General features: G+C 76.2%; 19 protein-coding genes. 10 read left to right on the top strand and 9 right to left on the bottom strand.

Annotated features, from left to right (window positions below):
• The first annotated feature begins 36 nt into the window (after nt 1-36).
• Nucleotides 37-495, top strand: coding sequence for a hypothetical protein (locus tag ACI769_RS09260; protein ID WP_085387056.1), 459 nt, complete (start codon nt 37-39; stop codon nt 493-495).
• A gap of 94 nt (nt 496-589) precedes the next feature.
• Nucleotides 590-1,192: a pyridoxamine 5'-phosphate oxidase family protein gene (locus ACI769_RS09255; RefSeq protein WP_085387057.1), complete on the top strand. Its 603-nt coding sequence runs from the start codon at nt 590-592 to the stop codon at nt 1,190-1,192.
• Here ACI769_RS09255 and ACI769_RS09250 read toward each other — a convergent pair.
• The 4 genes from ACI769_RS09250 to ACI769_RS09235 form a co-directional block, all read right to left on the bottom strand.
• On the bottom strand, nt 1,161-2,492 hold the full coding sequence (locus ACI769_RS09250) for a serpin family protein (RefSeq protein ID WP_085387058.1): 1,332 nt from the start codon (nt 2,490-2,492) through the stop codon (nt 1,161-1,163). The two genes, ACI769_RS09255 and ACI769_RS09250, sit on opposite strands and share 32 nt — an antisense overlap.
• Before the next feature lie 114 nt (nt 2,493-2,606).
• Nucleotides 2,607-3,464 carry a ferredoxin reductase gene (locus tag ACI769_RS09245; protein ID WP_085387059.1) on the bottom strand — a complete coding sequence of 286 codons (858 nt, stop codon included), beginning with the start codon at nt 3,462-3,464 and terminating at the stop codon, nt 2,607-2,609.
• Nucleotides 3,457-4,056: a sulfite oxidase-like oxidoreductase gene (locus tag ACI769_RS09240; RefSeq protein ID WP_034654951.1), complete on the bottom strand. Its 600-nt coding sequence runs from the start codon at nt 4,054-4,056 to the stop codon at nt 3,457-3,459. The genes ACI769_RS09245 and ACI769_RS09240 overlap by 8 nt, the downstream gene beginning before the upstream one ends.
• Before the next feature lie 39 nt (nt 4,057-4,095).
• Nucleotides 4,096-4,746 (bottom strand): TetR/AcrR family transcriptional regulator, encoded by a 651-nt coding sequence (locus ACI769_RS09235; RefSeq protein WP_232322674.1) that lies wholly within the window; start codon nt 4,744-4,746, stop codon nt 4,096-4,098.
• Nucleotides 4,747-4,898: 152 nt separating this feature from the next.
• Here ACI769_RS09235 and ACI769_RS09230 point away from each other — a divergent pair, with 152 nt between their 5' ends.
• Nucleotides 4,899-6,203 (top strand): glycosyltransferase, encoded by a 1,305-nt coding sequence (locus tag ACI769_RS09230; protein ID WP_085387061.1) that lies wholly within the window; start codon nt 4,899-4,901, stop codon nt 6,201-6,203.
• A gap of 20 nt (nt 6,204-6,223) precedes the next feature.
• Nucleotides 6,224-6,766 (top strand): DapH/DapD/GlmU-related protein, encoded by a 543-nt coding sequence (locus tag ACI769_RS09225; RefSeq protein ID WP_085387062.1) that lies wholly within the window; start codon nt 6,224-6,226, stop codon nt 6,764-6,766.
• A 12-nt stretch (nt 6,767-6,778) separates the two neighbouring features.
• On the opposite strand, the gene ACI769_RS09220 is transcribed toward ACI769_RS09225, so the two are convergent.
• The 4 genes from ACI769_RS09220 to ACI769_RS09205 form a co-directional block, all read right to left on the bottom strand.
• Nucleotides 6,779-8,221 (bottom strand): L-serine ammonia-lyase, encoded by a 1,443-nt coding sequence (locus ACI769_RS09220; protein WP_085388606.1) that lies wholly within the window; start codon nt 8,219-8,221, stop codon nt 6,779-6,781.
• A gap of 57 nt (nt 8,222-8,278) precedes the next feature.
• Nucleotides 8,279-8,917: a DNA-3-methyladenine glycosylase I gene (locus ACI769_RS09215; RefSeq protein WP_085387063.1), complete on the bottom strand. Its 639-nt coding sequence runs from the start codon at nt 8,915-8,917 to the stop codon at nt 8,279-8,281.
• 86 nt (nt 8,918-9,003) lie between these two features.
• On the bottom strand, nt 9,004-9,360 hold the full coding sequence (locus tag ACI769_RS09210; protein WP_194216422.1) for a transcriptional regulator: 357 nt from the start codon (nt 9,358-9,360) through the stop codon (nt 9,004-9,006).
• Entirely contained in the window at nt 9,357-9,809 is a 453-nt protein-coding gene (locus tag ACI769_RS09205; RefSeq protein ID WP_232322675.1) for a hypothetical protein, read from the bottom strand. Before ACI769_RS09205 ends, ACI769_RS09210 begins: the two co-directional genes overlap by 4 nt.
• 160 nt (nt 9,810-9,969) lie before the next feature.
• Between ACI769_RS09205 and ACI769_RS09200 the strand changes: the two genes are divergently transcribed.
• From ACI769_RS09200 to ACI769_RS09190, 3 genes are all read left to right on the top strand, one after another.
• Nucleotides 9,970-11,400: a 26S protease regulatory subunit gene (locus ACI769_RS09200; RefSeq protein WP_085387064.1), complete on the top strand. Its 1,431-nt coding sequence runs from the start codon at nt 9,970-9,972 to the stop codon at nt 11,398-11,400.
• A 19-nt stretch (nt 11,401-11,419) separates the two neighbouring features.
• The gene (locus ACI769_RS09195) at nt 11,420-13,138 is read left to right on the top strand and encodes a tetratricopeptide repeat protein (protein ID WP_085387065.1); all 1,719 of its coding nucleotides are present in this window, start codon (nt 11,420-11,422) and stop codon (nt 13,136-13,138) included.
• Between the two features lie 71 nt (nt 13,139-13,209).
• Entirely contained in the window at nt 13,210-13,890 is a 681-nt protein-coding gene (locus ACI769_RS09190; RefSeq protein WP_157446558.1) for a hypothetical protein, read from the top strand.
• Nucleotides 13,891-14,024: 134 nt separating this feature from the next.
• On the opposite strand, the gene ACI769_RS09185 is transcribed toward ACI769_RS09190, so the two are convergent.
• Nucleotides 14,025-16,286, bottom strand: a complete 2,262-nt coding sequence (locus ACI769_RS09185; protein WP_085387067.1) for a hypothetical protein — start codon at nt 16,284-16,286, stop codon at nt 14,025-14,027.
• A 612-nt stretch (nt 16,287-16,898) separates the two neighbouring features.
• Here ACI769_RS09185 and ACI769_RS09180 point away from each other — a divergent pair.
• From ACI769_RS09180 to ACI769_RS09170, 3 genes are all read left to right on the top strand, one after another.
• On the top strand, nt 16,899-17,879 hold the full coding sequence (locus tag ACI769_RS09180; RefSeq protein WP_085387069.1) for a hypothetical protein: 981 nt from the start codon (nt 16,899-16,901) through the stop codon (nt 17,877-17,879).
• Between the two features lie 157 nt (nt 17,880-18,036).
• Nucleotides 18,037-19,005 (top strand): ABC transporter ATP-binding protein, encoded by a 969-nt coding sequence (locus ACI769_RS09175; protein WP_085387070.1) that lies wholly within the window; start codon nt 18,037-18,039, stop codon nt 19,003-19,005.
• The gene (locus ACI769_RS09170) at nt 19,002-19,850 is read left to right on the top strand and encodes a hypothetical protein (RefSeq protein WP_085387071.1); all 849 of its coding nucleotides are present in this window, start codon (nt 19,002-19,004) and stop codon (nt 19,848-19,850) included. The genes ACI769_RS09175 and ACI769_RS09170 overlap by 4 nt, the downstream gene beginning before the upstream one ends.
• Nucleotides 19,851-19,893 lie beyond the last annotated feature (43 nt).

Raw genomic sequence — 19,893 nt, 5'->3', positions numbered from 1 at the left:
CGTGCGGGCCCGGCGGGCCGTGCCTAGCGTGGCCGCGTGAGCGACGAGACCTCCCGGAACCTTGCGGACCTGCCCGGCCGTCCCGTGCCCGACGGCGTGACCGACGCGACCGTCGACGCGCTCGGGGCCCTGAGCGAGGCGCTCGAGACGACGGAACGCGCGCGCGGGCACCTCTACACGTTCCACCAGCTCACCGGCGAGGCGGACCTCGCGCTCGGCGACGCGGTCGAGAAGCTGCGCGCCGCGGGGCACGCGGAGGTCGCGGACCGGATCGAGGCGGACCTCGTGGGGCGCAACGTCGTCCCCGGCCGTTGGACGTTCCAGCTCGTCGAGGAGTACGACGACGGCTACTGGTCGGCGTTCCGCGAGCACGAGCGCGCCGCGCGCGACGAGCTCGCGGGCGGCGCGCGGCACCTCTTCGAGGCCAGGATGAAGCAGGACCGGCGCACGGTGGGCCGTCCCGGCCACGAGGCCGACCCCGACGACGTGCGGTGACGCCCCGCCGGTCGGCGCAGGTCCCCTGCTGGCGCCACCGATGAGTCCGGGCGCGCTCGTCGGTCCCAGGGGCAGGACCGACGAGAGGACCGCCATGACCACCGCCGACCAGCCGGCCGCCCGACCCGCCGACCCCGACGCACCGCAGGGCACGCTCGTCCCCGGCTTCAGCTCTCCCGGCGCGAGCCCCGTCCCGTGGGAGACGGTGCGCGGCGCGCTCGAACGGGCCGAGATCTCGTGGATCTCGACCGTGCGCCCCGACGGGCGCCCGCACGTCACGCCGCTCATGACGGTCGTCGCCGACGGCCGCCTCCACGTGACCACCGGGCCCGACGAGCGCAAGGCCCGCAACCTCGCCGAGAACGCACGCGTCGTCCTCACGACCGGGACGAACGCCTACGAGGACGCGCTCGACGTCGTCGTCGAGGGCACCGCCGCACGCGTCACCGACGACGCCGCGCTGCACCGCCTCGCCGAGCGGTGGCGCTGCAAGTACGGCGACGACTGGGCGTTCGACGTCGGGGACGGCGTGTTCTTCCACGACGGCGACCCGGCACTCGTCTTCGCCGTGCGGCCCGAGGTTGTGTTCGCGTACGAGCGCACGTCCGAGCACGCGGCGATGCGGTGGCGGTTCGACGCGAGCGACGGCCGGGCGGTGCACGCCGTCAGTGGCGAGGATCCCGGATCGCCGCGGTGAAGAGCGGCCAGCCGGTGTCGTCGGCGGACACCGAGAAGACGTAGGGCCGGTCCACGCGGAAGGAGATGCTCTCCGCCACGCCAGACGCCGCGTCCTCGGCCACACCGATCTCGGTGACGGCCGCCGCGACGGTGCCCTCGGCGTCGACCTGGAGGAGCGCCTGCTGCCACGCCTGCGAGACGTAGAGCTTGTCGTCGCTGATGCCGCGGAGGTTCGGCGGCGTGACCGAGTCGAGGAGCCCGCCCAGCCCGGCGGCGGAGAGCGCGGGCCGGAAGTCCAGCGGGTCGTCGGCGGGGACGTCGAGCGTGGGCAGGGTCAGCGCGACCGTCTGCCCGGGTGCCGCGGCCAGCGCCTCCCGCAGCGCGAGGAGCTGCTCCGGCGCGACGGACGCCGGATCGACTCCCTCGGGCGGCAGCACGACGTCGGCGTGGAACCCCTCGACGTACGGCAGCCGGACCGCGCGCCACCCGTCGTCCTCGGCGTACGCCCACGTCTCCGTGAGCCGCAGCGACTCCACGTCCACCGTGTCGCCGCCCCGGAGCGTGAAGGGCGACGGCGCCGTGTCGCTCACGTCGAACGGTGCCTTCCACCGGGCGGCGAACAGGACCGCGTTCTGGAGCACGAGGCGCAGGTAGATGTCGGGCTCGATGGCGCTCTCCTCGATCAGCCCGCCCGTGTGGAACCGGAGCCACTCGCTGAGCGGCACGATGCCCGACGACGTCCCGAGGTCCGTGTGCAGCACCCCGGCGCCGTACCCGGCCGCGAGCGACTCGAGGTAGGGCTCGTGGACCTCGGCCTCGTCGTCGAGCACGATCTGGTTCGCGACGTGCACGAGCGGCTTCTCCGGCAGATCGTCCGCCCGGACCTGCGCCGGGTCGCCGTCGTAGGCCTCGAGCGACGCGAGGAGGGCGTTGACCGCGTCCGTCCGCTCCTGGCCGGACGCGCCGAGCGCGTCGTCGAGGGCGAGCGCTATGTCGCCCCGCGCGCCCTCGGCCAGCATCGAGAGCGCGACCACGGCGCTCGCGGGCGACACCACCACGTTCCCCTCGGGCGGTGCCGCGGCGAGCATCGTCAGGCCGAGCCGCTCGGTCGCGTCGACCACGCGCGGCGTGGCACCGGCGTCGGCCACGCGCACGACGTCCCGCGCGGTGTCGGCGGTGGCGACGGGCAGGCCCGGGCCCGCCGGCGCGCCGCCTGCGCACGCCGTGAGCGCGGCCAGCGCCGCCGTCGTCGCCAGGGCGGTCAGCGTGCGCCGCGGCGGGCTCGGCTCCCGGTGCGGTCCTGCGGTCGTCGTCGTCATCGATCCCCCCGGCCGTCGGGGGCGGCGCGCTCGCCGCCCTCTCTCCGACCGTGTCGGCGGGAGCGCGGTCCTTGCGCAGCGGTACCGCTGCGGCTCTGACGCGCTCCGCCCCGGTCAGTCGACCGCGGGCCCGAAGCGCTCGGTCTTGATCCGCGCCGGGTCGTGGCCGAGCGCCACGAGCTGCCGTGCGACGGCCTCGACGAACCCCGTCGGCCCGCACACGAAGCACGCGGGCTCGATCTCGGGCGGCCAGCCCCACCCGGCGAGCTCACGCCGCTCGACGCGGCCGGGCCCGCGCATCGAGCCGAGTGGGGTCGAACGGGTGTGGACCACGTGGACGTCGAGCCCGTCGTGCGCGGCGGCGAGGCGGTCGAGGTCCTCGACGTACAGCGCGTCCTCGGGGCGGCGCACCGAGTACACGAGCCGGAACGGCGTGCGGTCGCCGGCGTCGCGCCGGGTGCGGAGCATCGCCATGAGCGGGACGAGGCCCGAGCCGCCGGCCGCGAGCAGCACGGGCGTCCCGGCGTCGCGCTCCGGCGACCAGACGAACCACCCGCCGACGGGCCCGCGCAGCTCGATCGCGTCGCCCACCGCGAACACGTCGGTGAGGTAGGTCGAGACCTCGCCGCCGGGGACCCGCTGGACGGTGACCTCGACGCGCGCGGGGGCGACGCCGTCGGGCGCCGCGCCGTGCGGGACGGCGGGCGGGTCGCCCGGGGAGGGGTCGTCGTCGGGCAGGGGGGTGCGCGTCGCGGCGCTGCCGATCGAGTAGCTGCGCTCGGCGGTGTAGCCGTCGGGCGCGGTGAGGCGCAGGTCGACGTGCTGGCCGGCGAGGTGGCCGGGCCACGCGGGGACCTCGAGGACGAGCGTCCGCGCGGACGGGCTCTCGGCCCACGCGTCGACGAGCGTCGCGACCTGCCAGCGCGACGGCGTCGCGTACCGCGCGCCGAGGCGGACAGGCGCCTCAGTCACCCTGGTACCTCTGCTCGCGCCACGGGTCGCCGAGGTCGTGGTAGCCGAGCCGCTCCCAGAAGCCCTGCCGGTCCATGGGCATGAGGGTGATGCTGTTGACCCACTTCGCCGACTTCCAGAAGTACAGGTGCGGCACGAGGAGCCGCGCGGGGCCGCCGTGCACGGGGTGCAGCGGGGCGCCGTCGAACGTGTGCACGACCCACGCCTTGCCGCCGAGCAGCTCGGCGACCGGGAGGTTCGTCGTGTAGCCGCCGTAGCAGCCGACCATCGCGAAGTCGGCCGTGGACTCGACCTCGCCGAGGAGCGTGTCGAGCGAGACGCCGCGCCAGGACGTGCCGAACTTCGACCAGCGGGTGACGCAGTGGATGTCGACGGTCGGCTCGTCCTGGGGGAGCGCCAGGAGCTCGGCCCACGACCAGGAGCGGGTCGCGCCGGTCTCGGTGGTGACGTCGAAGCGCCAGGTCGCGGTGTCGACGCGCGGTGTGGGCCCTGCCGAGAGCACGGGGAACCCGGTCTCGACGTACTGGCCCGGCGGGAGCGCCACGCCCTGCGGGCGTGGCCGGCCCTGGAAGCCGGGGGTGAGGGTGCTCATGGCTCACGGTAGGCGCGGCCCGCCAGGCCGCGCCAGGGGTCAGGCGTCCGCGTCGCCTGGCGGCGGTGCGGCGACGAGTCGCACGACGGCGTCGCGCAGCCACGCGCGGTACCGCTCGCGCGACCAGCCCGCACCGGCCGCGAAGTGCGTCCAGCCCTCCGGCGCGAGGAGGTAGGACAGGGTCTCGGCGGCCTCGTCCCGCGGCGCGCGCAGCCGGAACCCGTGGTCCGCGAGCACGTCGACGCTCGCGCGCAGGTCCGCGCGACGGCGGTCGAGGAGCGCCGCGAGCTCGACGGCGACGGCCTCGTCGGAGCGGGCCGCCGACGTGAACGCCGACCACAGGGCCGCGACGCGTTCGTTCGCCGCCGCCACGAGCGCGACGAGCCCGTCGAGGAAGGCCTCGGGGTCGGTGGTCCCGGCGACGGCGCGGCCCTCGGGCCGAGCGGCGAGCGACTCCTGACCCTCGGACCCCGCGAACGTCACCTCGAAGGCCGCGAGGAGCAGGGCGCGCTTGGGCCCGTGCGCCTTGACGGTCTCGAGCGACACGCCCGCCCGCTCGGCGACGCGCGCGAGGGTCGTGCGCTCGTAGCCGCGCTCGGCGAGCTCCTCGGCCGCCGCGCGCACGACGCGCTCGCGGGTGCGCGCGGCCTGCTCGGCGCGGAGGTCGGACGTGTAGGCGCGGGGTACCACTATTGACTACCTCTCTAGGGTGATGAATACTCCTGACGGTTACCGATCTTCTCACACGCCGCCTCCCCCTCGGCGTCCTCGCGCGGACGGCCCGGTCCCGCGCCCTTCCCGTCCGACCGGCGCGTCCCGCGCCGCCCGAGAGAGGCACACCGATGGCCACCGTCCTGCTCTGCTCCACCCCCGTGCACGCGCACGTCACCCCTCTGCTCGCGGTCACGCGCGCGCTCGTCGCGCACGGCCACGAGGTCCGGTTTCTCACCGGCGCACGCTTCGCCGCGGCCGTGGAGGCGGCCGGCGCCGAGCACGTGCCGCTGCCCGCCGCCGCCGACTTCGACGACCGCGACCTCGCGGCCGCCTTCCCGGGCCGCGCGGGCCGCACCGGTCTCGACGCGATCCGGCACGACATGCTCGAGATCTTCGTCCGGCCGGGCGCCGCGCAGCACCGCGCCGTCGTCGACGCCCTCTCCGCGCGCCCGGCCGACGTCGTGCTCGTCGAGCCCCTGTTCCTCGGCGCGATGGCGCTCGTCGCCACCCCGGCCGACCGGCGCCCTCCCGTGCTCGCGCTGGGCATCTTCCCGCTCGGGCTGAAGAGCGACCTCACCGCACCGTTCGGCCTCGGCGTGCTGCCCGCGCGCGGGCCGCTCGGGGTGCTGCGCAACCGAGCGCTGCACCGGTTCGTCGAGGGGGTCGCGTTCGCCGCGCCGCAGCGCGCCGCGCAGGAGATGGTGCGCGCGACCGGCGCCACCCCCAGCGACACCTTCTTCCTGGGCTGGCCCGCCGACGCGGACGCCGTCGTGCAGCTCACCGTCCCCGAGCTCGAGTACCCGCGGCCCGACGTCGTCACGCCCGTCCGGTTCGTCGGCCCGCCGCGACCCGTCGCCGCGCACGGCGACCTCCCCGCCTGGTGGGACGACCTCGGCACGCGCCGCCCCGTCGTCCACGTCACGCAGGGCACGGTCGCGAACGAGGACCCGCACCAGCTCCTCGTCCCGACCCTGCGCGCGCTCGCGGACGAGGACGTGCTCGTCGTCGCCGCCACCGGCGGGCGGCCCGTCGAGACGCTCGGCACGCTGCCCGCCAACGCGCGCGCCGCCGAGTACCTCCCGTACGACGTGCTGCTCCCGCGCACGTCGGTCCTCGTGACGAACGGCGGCTACGGGGGCGTGCACCACGCGCTGCGGCACGGCGTGCCCGTCGTCGTCGCCGGGAAGACGGAGGACAAGGCGGAGGTCGCGGCCCGCGTCGCGTGGACCGGGACGGGCGTACGGCTGCGGACCAGCACGCCGCGACCCGCCCAGATACGACGCGCGGTGCGCCGCCTGCTCGACGACCCCGCGTACACCCGGGCCGCCGCGCGCCTCGGCGAGCGCATCGCCGTCGCGCCGGGGGAGGACGGCGTCGTCGCGGTCGTGGAGGAGGTCGTCGCCCGGCGCGCCGCGCCCCGTGCCGCACGCTGACGGGGGAGGAGGATCGGGGGATGCCCAGCGACCTGCTCATGCGCATCCACGGTCCCGAGTTCCGCGCCATGTCCGAGCGCGTGCTGGAGGCGACCGCGCTCACCTCGCGGCTCAACGTGCTCCCGTTCGACGACGAGGACGGCAGGGCCCGGCTCCTCGAGCAGATCCTCGGGCGGCCGCTGCCCCCGCGCACGACGATCTACCCGCCGTTCTTCACCGACCACGGCCTGCACCTCGACCTCGGTGAGCGGGTCTTCGTCAACCAGAACTGCACGTTCCTCGACTACGCCGGCATCCGGCTCGCCGACCGCGTGCTGGTCGCACCGCGGGTCACGTTCATCACCGTCGGGCACCCCGTCGACACCGACGACCGCAAGGTCTGGCTCACCGGCGGCCCGATCGACGTCCACGAGAACGTGTGGATCGGCGCGGGCGCGACCATCCTGCCCGGCGTGACCATCGGTCGCGACGCCGTCGTCGCCGCGGGCGCCGTCGTCACCGACGACGTCCCGCCGCGCAGCCTCGTGGCCGGGCCGCGGGCGGACGTCCGCCGCACCTGGTGAGGGGCCGCCGGCTCAGCACTCGACGACGTTGACCGCAAGGCCACCCGTCGAGGTCTCCTTGTACTTGGTCGACATGTCGACGCCCGTCTGGCGCATGGTCTCGATGACGGTGTCCAGCGAGACGACGTGCGAGCCGTCGCCCTGGAGCGCGAGGCGCGCGGCGGAGACGGCGGTGCACGCGGCGATGGCGTTGCGCTCGATGCACGGGACCTGGACGAGCCCCCCGACGGGGTCGCACGTGAGGCCGAGGTTGTGCTCCATCGCGATCTCGGCCGCGTTCTCGACCTGGGCGGGCGTCCCGCCGAGCACCGCGCAGACGGCGCCGGCGGCCATGGAGCAGGCCGACCCGACCTCGCCCTGGCACCCGGCCTCCGCGCCGGAGATGGACGCGTTGCGCTTGTACAGCGCGCCGATGGCGGCGGCGGTGAGCAGGTACGTGCGCATCGCCCGACGACGGCGGGCCGGGTCGGCGGCGACGTCCGGGTGCGTGCGCAGGAAGTGCCGCCCGACGGCCGGGATGATCCCGGCGGCGCCGTTCGTCGGGGCGGTCACGACGCGCCGCCCGTCGGCGTTCTCCTCGTTGACGGCCATCGCGAAGGCCTGGAGCCACTCGATCGTCGTGTCGGCGCCGCGCTCGTCGGCCAGCTCGAGGCGCTCGCGCTGCGCGCGGGCCCGACGCCGGACCTTGAGCCGCCCGGGCAGGACGCCGTCGCGCTCCAGCCCGGCGTCGACGCACGCGCTCATCGTGTCCCAGATGCGGTCGACGCCCGCCTCGACCTCGGCGACCGGGCGCAGGGCGGTCTCGTTGGCCCACGCGACCGCGGCGATGGACGTCCGCTCGCGCTCGCACACCGCGAGGAGCTCGGCCGCGTTGGCGAACGGGAACGGCACGCCGGCCGGTTCGGTCCGCGGGTCGATCGCCTCGCCCGCGAGCTCGGCCCCGACCTGGGCGGCCTCGTTCGCGGCGGCTGCCTCGAGCTCGGCCGCGGTGAGGACGAACCCGCCGCCGACGGAGTAGTACGCCTCCTCGGCGACCGTCGCGCCGTCGGCGTCGAGCGCGGTGAAGCGCATCCCGTTGGGGTGACCGGGCATGCGCGTCAGCGGCGCGAGGCGCACGTCGTCGCTGGTCATGGTGATGCGGTGGCGACCCAGGAGCGTGACGGGCGCGCCATCGCCGAGCTTCTCCCACGACCCGGGCACGCGCGCCGGGTCGCACGTCTCGGGGTCGAGGCCGAGCAGGCCAGCGACGACGGCGTCCGGGGTCCCGTGGCCGACGCCCGTCGCGCCGAGCGAGCCGCACAGCACGACCCGCAGCCCGGCCACGCTGCCGAGCGTGTCGTCCGCGGCCAGGGTCGTGACGAACGCCTTCGCCGCGCGCATCGGCCCGACGGTGTGCGAGCTCGACGGGCCGACGCCGACGGAGAACAGGTCGAGGACCGAGACGTAGGCGCTCATGCCCACCATGGTCGCACCTCGTCCACGATGCGGGCGGATTTTGCTATAGCGGATCGGTCACGACCGTGCGGAGGCGGACCGGCCCAGCACGACGGGGCACGTCGCGAGGTGGTCGTCCACGAGGCCGCACGCCTGCATGGCCGCGTACGCCGTGGTGGGCCCGACGAACCGGAAGCCGTGCTTCTTGAGCGCCTTCGACAGGGCGACCGACTCCGGGCTCGTGCTCGGGACGTCGCCCCACGTGGCGGGCCGGCCGGAGCGCGCGGGCGGCGCGAACGACCACACCAGCTCGTCGAGCGAGCCGCCGCCGGCCTGGAGGGCGAGGAGCGCCCGCGCGTTGTCGATCGTCGCCGTGATCTTCTGGCGGTTGCGGATGATGCGGGCGTCCGTCAGGAGCCGCTCGACGTCGGGCTCGTCGAACGCCGCGACCGCCTCGGGGTTGAACCCCGCGAACACCTCGCGGAAGGCCGGTCGCTTCCGCAGCACCGTGATCCAGGACAGCCCGGACTGGAAGCCCTCGAGGACCAGGCGCTCGAACAGCGCGGTGTCGCCGTGCACCGGCACCCCCCACTCGGTGTCGTGGTACTCCTCGTAGAGCGGGTCGCCGTCGCCGAAGCAGCGGGCGCCGGGGCGCGGCGCGGGCGGCGCGTCGTCGGGCACGGCGAGCGGGGTGGACGCGTCGGTCTCGGTCGTCATGCGCCCCACTCTGCCGCCTCCCGCCGACACCCACGAGGTCCCTGTGGACGGCGCGCGTCCGGACGCGCGCGCCGAGGATCCTGTGGTCAGGCGTCGGCCGGGGGCAGCGCGACCTCCGCGATCGCGCGCAGCGCGTCGAGGTGCGCGCGCAGGGCGGCGGCGCCGGCGGGCGTGAGGCGCACCCAGGTGCGCGTGCGTCGTCCGGCACGCTCCTTGCTGATCTCGACGTACCCGGCGTCCTCGAGCACCGTGAGCTGCTTCGACAGGGTCGAGTCGGACAGCTCGATGGTGTCGCGCAGGGTCCGGAAGTCCGCCTTCTCGACGCCCGAGAGCGCGGCGACGACGGAGAGGCGCACGGGGGAGTGGATCACCTCGTCGAGCGTGTGGCGCGGGTGGTGGTCGACGGCGGAGCCGTCGCCCGCGGTGGGACGGTGCGTCGTCACGCCGTCACCGCCGCGTCCCGCGGGGCGGGCCGCCACGCCGCGACGAGCAGCGGGACGGCGCTCACGAAAGCCGCGGGCACCCAGTACGCCACGGAGCCGGGCCACACCACCAGCCCGGCGACGAGCACGGCCCCGTAGACCACGGCCCAGGACACGGCGCCGACGGCGATCCGGCGTCGCGTGCCGACGGCCAGGGCGCCCTGCCGCCCCGCCCACGTGGCGCCGACGGTGACGATCGCGACCCAGGCCGCCATGCCGACGACGAAGCCGACGCGGCCGCCCAGCCCGATCGCGAGCACCAGCCCGACGCTCGCGACGGCCCACCCCGTCAGGTAGAGCCGGACCCACCGCCACCCGCGCGCCCGGGTGGCGCCGGCGAGGCGGTCGGCACGGTCGAGAGCGGCTGCCGCGTCGAGGGGTGCGGTGCGGGTCGTGTCGTCGGTGCTCATGGATGCCATCGAAGCATCTACTTTCCATCATGGCAAGTGGTTTCCATGGGGACCTCTCCCTATCGTGCACGTCACCGGTCCCGTGCACACTGGTCCCGGCCGTGCCCCGCCCCGGGCCGCACGACGCCGTCGTCCCGAACGCCGTCCCCGAGGAGCACCCATGTCCGACGCCCTGGCCGCGCTCGCCACCGCCGTCGCGGCAGCGCCCACGAGCGCGCCCCTGCGCGTGCACTACGCGAGCCTCCTGCTCGCCGCGGGGCGTCCCGTCGAGGCGCTCGAGCAGGCGAGCGCCGGGCTGCGGATCGACCCCGCCGACGGCGAGGCGCTGCGGCTCGTGCAGGAGGCGGCCGCGTCCGCCGCGGCGGCGTCGCGACCGGCGGGCGCCGCGCCCGGGCAGGCGCCGGGCGACCCCGCGCCGTCCGGCGACCCTGCGCCGTCCGGCGACCCTGCGCCGTCCGACCACCCCGGGCAGCGCGCTCCCGCCGGGCCGGGGAGCCCGGCGTGGGGCATCGACTGGGACCGGCTGGAGGACGAGCTCGACGTGCGCGTCCCGCCGCCCTTCGTCGAGGAGCCTGCGGTCGGCCCCACAGGCCCCGCCCCCGCCGACCCGAGCCCGGCACCCGAGCAGGGCCACACCGCCCCCGCACCCGGGGGCGGGCAGCCGTTCCTCGTGCCCGCGCGCGACGACGCTCCCGACGACGGGTCGGGCCTGCTCGAGGTCTCGCGCGAGACGGTGACGCTCGCCGACGTCGGCGGACTGGAGCCGGTGAAGAAGCGCATCCGCGAGGCGTTCCTGGAGCCGATGCGCCACCAGGCCATCGCGCAGGCGTTCGGCAAGTCGCTGCGCGGCGGCCTGCTGCTCTACGGGCCGCCCGGCACCGGCAAGACGTACATGGCGCGCGCGGTCGCGGGCGAGCTCGGCGCGCGGTTCCTCACGGTGACGCTCGCGGACATCCTCGACAAGTACATCGGGGAGAGCGAGCAGAACCTCCACGCCCTGTTCCAGCGGGCGCGGCAGCTCGCGCCGGCCGTCCTGTTCCTCGACGAGGTCGACGCGATCGGCGGCAGGCGCGCGCAGTACTCCGGCTCGTCGGGCATGCGGACGGTCGTCAACCAGCTCCTCCAGGAGATGGACGGCATCGGCTCCGACAACGACGGCCTGTTCGTGCTCGGCGCGACCAATCACCCGTGGGACGTCGACACCGCGCTCCTGCGCCCGGGCCGGTTCGACCGCGTCGTGCTCGTCCTGCCGCCCGACGAGCCCGCGCGCGAGGCCATCCTGCGCCACCACCTCGCGGGGCGGCCCGTCGCCGGGATCGACCTGGGCGCCGTCGTGCGGCGCACCGAAGGGTTCTCCGGCGCGGACCTGGAGCACCTGGCGGCCACGGCAGCCGAGAAGGCGATGATGGACTCGATCGCGTCCGGCCAGGTGCGACCCGTCACGATGGCCGACATGGAGTCGGCGCTCGCGGACGTGCGGCCGTCCACGACGGCGTGGCTCCAGTCCGCGCGCAACGTCGTGACGTTCGCGAACAACGACGGCCGCTACGACGAGCTCGCCGCGTACCTGCGCGCGCGGCGCATGCTCTGAGAGGGCGAGGCAGCCGACGGTGACCACGACCACCGACCCGCGCGCCGTCGGCGCGCGCGTCGAGATGCTCGTCCAGATGGGGCGGCCCGAGCGCGCGCTCGACGAGGTCGACGAGGCGCTCGCGACCGTCCCCGACGACCCGCGGCTCCTCCTCGCCGCCGCGTGGGTGCGGCTGCACCTCCAGCGCTCCGCCGACGCGCTGCCCCTCCTGGAGCAGGTGGTCGCCGCCCAGCCCGCGGCCGACGGCGCGCTCTACCTGCTGTCGGTCGCGCGCCAGAACACCGGTGACGTCCCGGGCGCGCGCGACGCCGCACGCCGCGCGCTCGAGCTCGACCCCGACGACGCGCGGTACCACCTCCAGCTCGCCGACGCCCTCCTCTCGGGGCGCGTGCGCGGCGCCGACCGGCGGCTCGCGCGCGAGCGCATCGCCTCGGCGCTCGAGCTCGCCCCCGAGGCCCCGGACCGGCTCGCGCAGGCGGCCCGGCTCTGGTCGCGCCTCGGGGACGACGACCGGGCGCGCGCCCTCGTGCGGCAGGGGCTCGCCGTTGCGCCGGAGCACGAGGACCTCCTCTACCTCGACGCGGCCCTCGCGCTCGACGCGAGCCGCAGCGCCCAGGGGTACAGCGGCGTCCTCGCCATGAACCCCGAGCACGCCGAGGCCGGGTACCTGCTGCACCTCAGCGTGTGGCAGCAGGTGCTGCGGCTCGTCGAGATGCCGGTCCTGCTCGTCGGGGCGGTCGCCCTCGTCGTCGCCTTCGCGATGAGCGACGCCCACGTGGGCAGCGTGCCGGTCTGGGGGGTCGTCGTGCTCCTGTGGACGGGCGTGACCGCGCTGCGCGTCCTGCCCGTCCTGCTCCAGGTCCCGCGCGGGCTGCTGCGCCGCACCCTGCGCCGGACCCCGTTCCGCGGCGGCACCGTCGTGGCGATCGCCGTCGGGTGGGCGGGCGTCCTCGCGGGCCTCGCCCTGCTCTACGTCGTGCGCGACGCCGTCGCCGTCCGCTGGTTCCTCGTCGGGCTCGGGACGGTGCTCGCCCTGGTGACCGTCACCTCGGCCGTCCTGCACGCGGCGATGTTCACGCAGGCGCGCGAGCTCGGGTACCTGCCGCCCGGGACGGCGGGAGCCGCGCGGATCGCGGCCCTGCGCGCGAGCCTGCGGGGCGCGGTCGTGCGCCGCGTCGTCGTCCTCGGGATCGTCGCGGTCGTCGTCGGGAGCATCGGCCCGGGCGCGGTCGCGCGCGAGGACGCCCGGCCCGTGGCGGCGCTGGCCGCGGTGGCGTACGTGCTGCCGCTCGTCGTCGGGACGTGGGCCGCGTGGCGCGTCGCGGCCCGGCAGCGCGCGGTGTCCGACGAGCGCCCGCCCGTGAGCACGGCCGCCGCGGTCCGCGCGGGGCTGGGCGGCGCCGTCCTCGTCCTCGCCACGGTCCTGCTGCTGCTCGCCGAGGCGGCCGCGCTCGCCGCGCTGCCCGTCGCCCCCGACGAGCACGACGCCGACGGTCGCTACGTCCAGGAGGAGCGCGCCCCGCGCGACCCGGGCTCGGCGGTGCAGGAGTGCACCGGGCGCCCCGCCGCGCGCCTCGCGTGCCTCCAGGAGAACGACCGGGTCCGCCAGGAGGAGCTCCAGGAGCGGATGGGCGAGCTCGACGTCCCGACGATCGACGTCCCCACGTTCGACGTGCCGGACCTCCCGGATCTCTCGGATCTCCAGACGCCGGGCTCCACGGGGCAGCAGACTCCCTGATCCCGGGCACCCCGGGCGGGTGACGAGCCCGCGGCCGTGCGGGTGACGCGGGGCGGTGCGACCGTGGCCGCGTGGCAGGACTCGTGGAGACGCTCTCTCGACCCGTCGGCGCGGCGCTCGCGGCCGTGACCGGCACGGTCGCGCGCGTGCGCGGCGGCCGCCCGATGCACGCGCGCGGCGTGCTGCTCCGCGGCACGCTCGTCGTCGCGGAGGACGAGGCGGGCGCGGTCAGCGTCCCGCAGGGCCGCACGCCCGTCACGGTGCGCGTGTCCCTCGGGGCAGGCCTCCCCCGCGGGCTCCCGGACGTCGTCGGGATCGCCGTGCGCTGGACCGACGACGGCGCGCCCCAGGACGTCCTGTTCGCCTCCTCGGGGAGGGGGCGGCTCACGCGCTTCCTCCTCGTGCCGCGCCGCGCGCTGCTGGGCGGCTGGCTGTCGACGCTCATGCCGCTGCGGTCGCCGCACGGTCCCCGCGTGCTCGCCCTGCGGCCGGACCACGACGCGGCGCGGGTCGTCGGCACGCCGGTGCTCGAGGTGCTGGAGGCGACCCCGCTCGGCGCCTGGCACCGGTTCGGCGCGATCGAGCTGCACGGCCCCGAGACGGGTTCCGCGCACGACGGCGACGACCCCGAGGTCCGTTTCGACCCCACCGGTCACGCGCCGCGCCACCTCGGCACGTACGGCTGGGAGGACGCGCTGCGCGCTCGCGGCTACGCGGCCGCGCGCCGTGGCGGCGGGCCTGCAGCCCGGTAGCGAGAGAAGGGCGGCGACCCCGGAGTCCTGTCCACCGGGACCGCCGCCCGCGAGGGCGGCACCGTCGACGTGAGGCCGCCCCCGAGCCGAGGGCCGGGCGGCGAGGACGCCGCCCGGCCGTGCGCGCCGGTCCGTCAGACCGCCGCGAGCCGACGGCGCAGCCCGAGCCCGACGCCCGCGACGCCCGCGAGCACGGACCCGCCGACCAGCGCCGACATACCGAGCGACACCCGTCCGACGGGGCTGTTCTCGACGCTGTCCTTGAGCTCCGTCGTGCCGTCGGAGAGGGTGCCCGTGCCGTCCGCGAGCGCGGCCGCGCCGTCGGCGATGCGGGTGCTGCCGTCGTGCAGGTCGGACGCGCCGTCGGCCAGGGTCGTCGTGCCGGCGTGCAGCGTCGCGGAGCCCTCGGCCAGCGCCGCGTTGCCCGCGGCGAGGGTCGTCGCGCCCGTCGAGAGGGTCGTGAGCCCGTTCTGCAGGCGCAGCGTCCCGTCCTCCAGCCGCGTGGTCCCGCCGAACAGGTCGCCCGCGCCCGTGCGCAGCCGCACCGTGCCGGCGGAGAGGTCGCTCGCGCCGGTCGCGGCCTTCGCCATCCCCGCCTTGAGGTCGGCGGCGCCGGACGCGAGCTCCGACGCGCCTGCGGCGAGCTCGGAGGTCTTGGTGGCGAGCTGGGCGTTGCCGCCCGCGACCCGGGAGGCGCCGTCGGCCAGGCGAGCCGTGCCCTCGGCGAGCGCTGCCGAGGCGGCGGCCGCGTCGGTGTTCCCGGCGGCGAGACGGGCGGCGCCGTCTGCCGACGCCGCGTTCCCGGCGGCCAGGGTCGTCGCGCCGCCCGACACCTTGGCGGCGCCGTCGGCGAGGGCGCGGGTCGCCCCGGCGAGCGAGGCGTTGCCGGCCGAGACCGTGCTCGCACCGGCGGCGAGGGCGTCGGCCCCTCCGGAGAGCTGCGCCGTCCCGGCGGCGAGGCTCTGTGCCCCGCCGGAGACCGCGGCGGCGCCGGAGGCGAGCCCGGCCGCACCCTCCGCGAGCCGCGTCGCGCCCGCGTCCGCCTCCTGGGCGCCGGTGGACACCCGTGCGGCTCCGGTGCTGAGGTCCCGAAGACCCGCCTCGAGCCGGGCCGCGCCCGCTGCGGCGCCGGAGTCGCCCGCGAGCCCGTCGCGCAGGGCGGACGCGCCGGCGACGAGCCCTCCTGCGCCGGCGTCGACCCGCGCCGCGCCGTCGCGCACCGAGCCCGCCGCACCCGCGAGCGCGTCGAGCTTCGCCTTGAGGGCCGGGTCGTCGGTCGCCGCGGCCAGCCCCTGGAGCTGTGCGGCGAGGGAGTCCGCGCCCGCGTGGACCTGGTCGGCACCCTCGGCCACCGAACGCGTCCCGTCGGCCAGGCGGACGGCGCCGTCGCGAGCCGTGGACAGACCTGCCGCGAGTCCGGTCGCGCCGTCCCGGAGCTGGGCGGACGCCGCCGCGACCTGCTGCGCGCCCGGCGCCAGGAGCGCCGTGCCGGCCTGCAACGAGCTCGCTCCGGCGGACAGCTGCTCGGCGCCCGCCGCGACCGTCGCCGCGCCCGGCGCGAGCGAGCCGGCGCCCCGGGCGGTGGCGGCGACGCCGTCGCGCAGGGTCGACGCGCCCGCCGAGACGCTGCTCGCCCCGGTCGCGAGATCGCGTGCGCCGGACGCGGCGCCGGTGAGGCCCGTGGTGACCGTCGACGCGCCGTCCGCGACGGTGCTCGCCCCGACGGCGAGCCGTGCCGTGCCGTCGGCGAGGTCGGACGCGCCGCTGGCGAGCGCCGAGGTGCCCTCGGCGAGCAGCCCGGCACCCTGCGCGGCCGTCGCGTTCCCGGCGAAGAGCTCGGCCGCGCCGTCCTTCAGGGTGCCCGCACCCGACGCGATCTGGGACGCGCCGTCGGCGGCACGGGCGTTCCCCGCGGCGAGGCGTGCCGCCCCGGAGTCGAGGTCCTTGCTGCCCGCGGCGAGGCGGGCCGCGCCGCTCGCGGCGTCGCCCGCCCCGGCGGCGAGGCGTGCCGCCCCGGCGTTGAGCTCGTCCGCCCCGGCGGCGAGCTCGGTCGCGCCGTCCAGCGCGGTGGCGCCGCCCGTGGCGAGCTGGGTGGCGCCGTCGGACGCCTTCCGCGCGCCGGCGGAGAGGTCGCCCGCGCCGGCCTCGAGGTCGTCCGCCCCGTCGGCGAGACGCTGCGCGCCGGCCTGGGCCTCGGTCGTGCCGTCGGCGAGGGTCGCGGCGCCCGCGTCGAGCTCGGCGGCGCCGTCGTCGAGGCGGGTCGCGCCGTCGGCGACCTTGCCGTTGTACACGAGGAGGAACGCGACCAGGCCGGCGACCGCGAGGGCCAGCACGGCGAGCGCGACGGAGGTGAGGACCGTGTGCGTGCGTGACGGTCGGAGAGCGTGCTGCGTCATCTGTCGTCCTTCCTCACGCCCGGCGTCGTCGCGGGGCGGTCGGCACGAGGGGAGAGCTGCGGGAGAGGCGGGTACCGGTCTGCTCGGCGCGGGAGTGCGCCGGTGCGCCCACCACCGTTGGCGGGACGTGGAGTAGCAGGTAGATCCCCAGCGACGCTAGCAACGCCCCGGACACCACGGACAGCGAGTACTAGGTACTTTCGCCGTCACGATTCGGTCACGGGCCCGAAGTATCAGGTACTCCGTGCGCGAGACCGTCGCTCGGAGCAACGGCCGCCCGCCCGGGGCGCCGGAGAGGAGCCCGAGCGCTGCCGTCCGGAGTCGGAGCCGCGCCGCTCATGAGGCGATCTCGGCGCTCATCGGCGAAGGTAGGGCGGTGCTCGACGACGCGCCCGACGCGCGGGCTCCGGTGCGGCTCGACGGTGACGCTCCGGACGGCTGCTGGGACCGGGGCGGAGCGGGGGTCTGGCAGAAGGGGAAGAGGAACAGCACGGAGCGCAGTACGCCGACCGGCGTGTCGTCCTGCCCGGGCACGGCGCGGAAGACCGACGCCGAGCCCGGGACCACCGTCGACGGCTCCGGAGCCCGTCCGCGAGCAGGTGCGGTGATCCGGTGAGGGCGTCGTCACGCGCGGCGCGGTGGGCCGCCGGCCTCACGACCGTGGTCGTCCCGCTGACGGGGGCGGGGTGCTCGTTCCAGAGCTCCGAGGAGGGGGCCGCGGAGCAGGTGGTCACGACCTTCTTCGACCGCCTCGTCGACGGCGACGCCACGGGAGCGGGCGAGCTGCTGAGCGATCCGTCGGTCCTCAGCCCGGTCGCGCTCGACGACGCGGTCTACGCCGAGGCGGTGCGCCCCGTCGAGGCCCGCGTCACCTCCGTGACCGGGTCCGGCCCGGAGTCCTCGGTGGACGTCGAGTACCGGCTCGACGGCGAGGAGGAGACGCGCACCCTCGTGGTCGGCACGGAGACCGTCGGAGGGGAGCCGAGGGTCGCGCTCTGGTCCGACCACGGGCTCCCGGTCGTCCATCCGGGCGTCCCGGTGGAGATCGTGGTCGAGGGGTCGGGCGCGTTCGACCTCGCGACGTCGGGGCCCCTGCGGCTGCTTCCCGGGATCTACGACCTCGAGCTCGCCGGGCCGCAGGACCTCACGACGATCGATCCCGACGGCGGCGACAGCGAGCCGTTCACGGTGGAGTTCCCCGTGGACCCCGACGCGATCCAGCCTCCTCCGGGAGCGGAGCTGCGCTCGCAGATGCTGCACGTCGACCTGGTGCTCCGCGCCGAGGTGGCCACCGAGGCCGAGGCGCGCATCGACGAGCTGCTCGCCTCGTGCACCGCCGCCGGGCTCACGGGCGACGCCTGCCCGCAGAGCGTCGCGGACGGGATCTTCCGCGGGTACGCAGGGGTGGACGTGGCGTCCGCCGTCTGGGCCCAGGACGAGCCGCTCGACCTCGTGACCGGGGAGGAGTTGCGCGCGTCCGCCCCGTACACGGTGAGTGCTCGATGGCCGCAGGGCCCGCTGGAGGTCACCGTGAGGGTCGAGGGCACGGTGCTGCGTGACCCGTCCGGCGCCGTCGTCGTCGAGCTCGACTGAGGCGTCCCTCCCGCCGGGGGGTCGGTCGAACGGCGGACGGGGGCTTCGCCCGAGCGGTGTACGTGCCGACGGAAGATCGGCCAGGAGAGGGCATCGCCCGGCACCCGGGTCTCCCTAGGTTCGGTGGCGTCATCGTCACCGACCCCGAGGGGGGAGCATGATCGAAGCACGCGGCCTGACCAAGAGGTACGGGCCCAAGACCGCGGTGGACGGCATCTCGTTCACCGTGCGTCCCGGGACCGTGACCGGCTTCCTGGGCCCCAACGGCGCGGGCAAGTCCACGACCATGCGCATGATCATGGGCCTGGACCGCCCCACCGCCGGGACCGTCACCGTCAACGGGCGCCCCTACGCCCAGCACCGCTCACCGCTGACCGAGGTCGGCGCGCTGCTGGACGCCAAGGCCGTGCACACCGGCCGCTCGGCCTACAACCACCTGCTCGCGATGGCCGCCACCCACGGCATCCCGACCCAGCGCGTGGACGAGGTCATCGAGATGACCGGCCTGCAGCCGGTCGCCAAGAAGCGGGTGGGCGGCTTCTCCCTCGGCATGGGCCAGCGCCTGGGCATCGCGTCCGCGCTGCTGGGCGACCCCAAGACCCTCATCCTGGACGAGCCCGTCAACGGCCTGGACCCCGAGGGCGTGCTGTGGGTGCGCAACCTCGCGCGCTACCTCGCCTCCGAGGGCCGCACCGTCTTCCTGTCGAGCCACCTCATGAGCGAGGTCGCCCTCACCGCCGACCACATCATCGTCATCGGCAAGGGCCGCATCATCGCGGACGCCGCCGTCGAGGACGTCGTCGACGGCGGCACCCGGCGCAGCGTCCGGGTCCGTACCCCGCACGCCACGCGGCTCGCCGAGCTGTTGACGCAGGACGGCGCGACGGTCACCTCGGACGAACCCGGCCTGCTCCAGGTGGAGGGTGCCGAGGCGCCGGGGATCGGAGAGCTCGCCGCGGCGTCGGGCGTCGTGCTCCACGAGCTCACGCCGGAGACGTCCACGCTCGAGGAGGCGTACATGCGGCTCACCGCCGACGCGGTCGAGTACCGCACCGAGCCCGCGGCCGCCGCGGCCGACCCCGACGACACGGTTCGTCCCACCGCTCTCGAAGGAGCCCGACGATGACCACGGCCACGTTCTCCGCCCCGGCTCCCGCGACGACCCTCCGCACGACGGCCCGCCTCTCGTTCGGCCGCGTGCTGCGGTCGGAATGGGTCAAGTTCCGCTCCGTGCGCTCCACCTGGTGGACAATGGGCTCGACCGTGGTCGTCATGATGCTGTTCGGCGTCGTCATGGCCGCGTCCCTGAACTTCGCCGCCACCCGGCCCGAGGAGGCGGGCGCGCTCGGCAGCGTCTCGACGGTGCAGACGCTCGTGCTCGGCTACATCTTCGCGCAGCTCGCGCTCGCGGTGCTGGGTGCGCTGAGCATGACCACCGAGTACTCCACGGGCATGATCCGGTCGACCTTCAGCGCCGTCCCCGCACGGCTCCCGGCGTTCTGGGCCAAGGTCGTCGTCGTGGCGGCGGCGTCGCTCGTCGTGGCGGTCGTCGGGCTGGCGGCGTCCTACCTGGTGACCGCGCCCCTGCTGGCGGGCAACGACCTCGTGCCCGACCTCGGCGACCGGGTCGTGCAGCGGGTGCTGCTCGCGTGCGCGGGCTACCTCACGTGCGTCGCGGTCCTGGCCGTCGCGGTGGGGGCGATCCTGCGGCACCCGGCGGGCACCATCTTCACGCTCGCCACGCTGCTCTTCGTGGTGCCGATGATCACGGAGTTCGTGCCCCACGACGGGGTCCAGGACGTCGTCCGGTTCCTGCCCATGAACCTCGGCACCGCCATGATGGCCGTCACCGCGGCGGACGCCGGCCGGGTCGAGGTCCTGACGCCCGGTGCCGCTGCCCTCGCCCTGGGGGCCTGGACCGTGGTGCCGCTCGCCGTGGCGGCCCTGCTCCTGCGGCGTCGCGACGTCTGAGCGGCGTCGCGACGTCTGACCGGCGTCGCGTCCGACCGGCGTC

This window comes from Cellulosimicrobium sp. RS (assembly GCF_046159675.1).
GTDB lineage: Bacteria > Actinomycetota > Actinomycetes > Actinomycetales > Cellulomonadaceae > Cellulosimicrobium > Cellulosimicrobium funkei.
The sequence above is the reverse complement of the archived record's forward strand: the minus strand, read 5'-3'. Positions and strand labels throughout refer to the sequence as shown.

Excerpts from the sequence above, each read along its gene's own strand:
- ACI769_RS09255 (WP_085387057.1), top strand. The coding sequence starts at position 590 with ATGACCACCGCCGACCAGCCGGCCGCCCGACCCGCCGACCCCGACGCA.
- ACI769_RS09170 (WP_085387071.1), top strand. The coding sequence starts at position 19,002 with ATGACCACGGCCACGTTCTCCGCCCCGGCTCCCGCGACGACCCTCCGC.
- ACI769_RS09250 (WP_085387058.1), bottom strand. The coding sequence starts at position 2,492 with ATGACGACGACGACCGCAGGACCGCACCGGGAGCCGAGCCCGCCGCGG.
- ACI769_RS09230 (WP_085387061.1), top strand. The coding sequence starts at position 4,899 with ATGGCCACCGTCCTGCTCTGCTCCACCCCCGTGCACGCGCACGTCACC.
- ACI769_RS09225 (WP_085387062.1), top strand. The coding sequence starts at position 6,224 with ATGCCCAGCGACCTGCTCATGCGCATCCACGGTCCCGAGTTCCGCGCC.
- ACI769_RS09185 (WP_085387067.1), bottom strand. The coding sequence starts at position 16,286 with ATGACGCAGCACGCTCTCCGACCGTCACGCACGCACACGGTCCTCACC.
- ACI769_RS09215 (WP_085387063.1), bottom strand. The coding sequence starts at position 8,917 with ATGACGACCGAGACCGACGCGTCCACCCCGCTCGCCGTGCCCGACGAC.
- ACI769_RS09200 (WP_085387064.1), top strand. The coding sequence starts at position 9,970 with ATGTCCGACGCCCTGGCCGCGCTCGCCACCGCCGTCGCGGCAGCGCCC.
- ACI769_RS09205 (WP_232322675.1), bottom strand. The coding sequence starts at position 9,809 with ATGAGCACCGACGACACGACCCGCACCGCACCCCTCGACGCGGCAGCC.
- ACI769_RS09175 (WP_085387070.1), top strand. The coding sequence starts at position 18,037 with ATGATCGAAGCACGCGGCCTGACCAAGAGGTACGGGCCCAAGACCGCG.
- ACI769_RS09240 (WP_034654951.1), bottom strand. The coding sequence starts at position 4,056 with ATGAGCACCCTCACCCCCGGCTTCCAGGGCCGGCCACGCCCGCAGGGC.
- ACI769_RS09220 (WP_085388606.1), bottom strand. The coding sequence starts at position 8,221 with ATGAGCGCCTACGTCTCGGTCCTCGACCTGTTCTCCGTCGGCGTCGGC.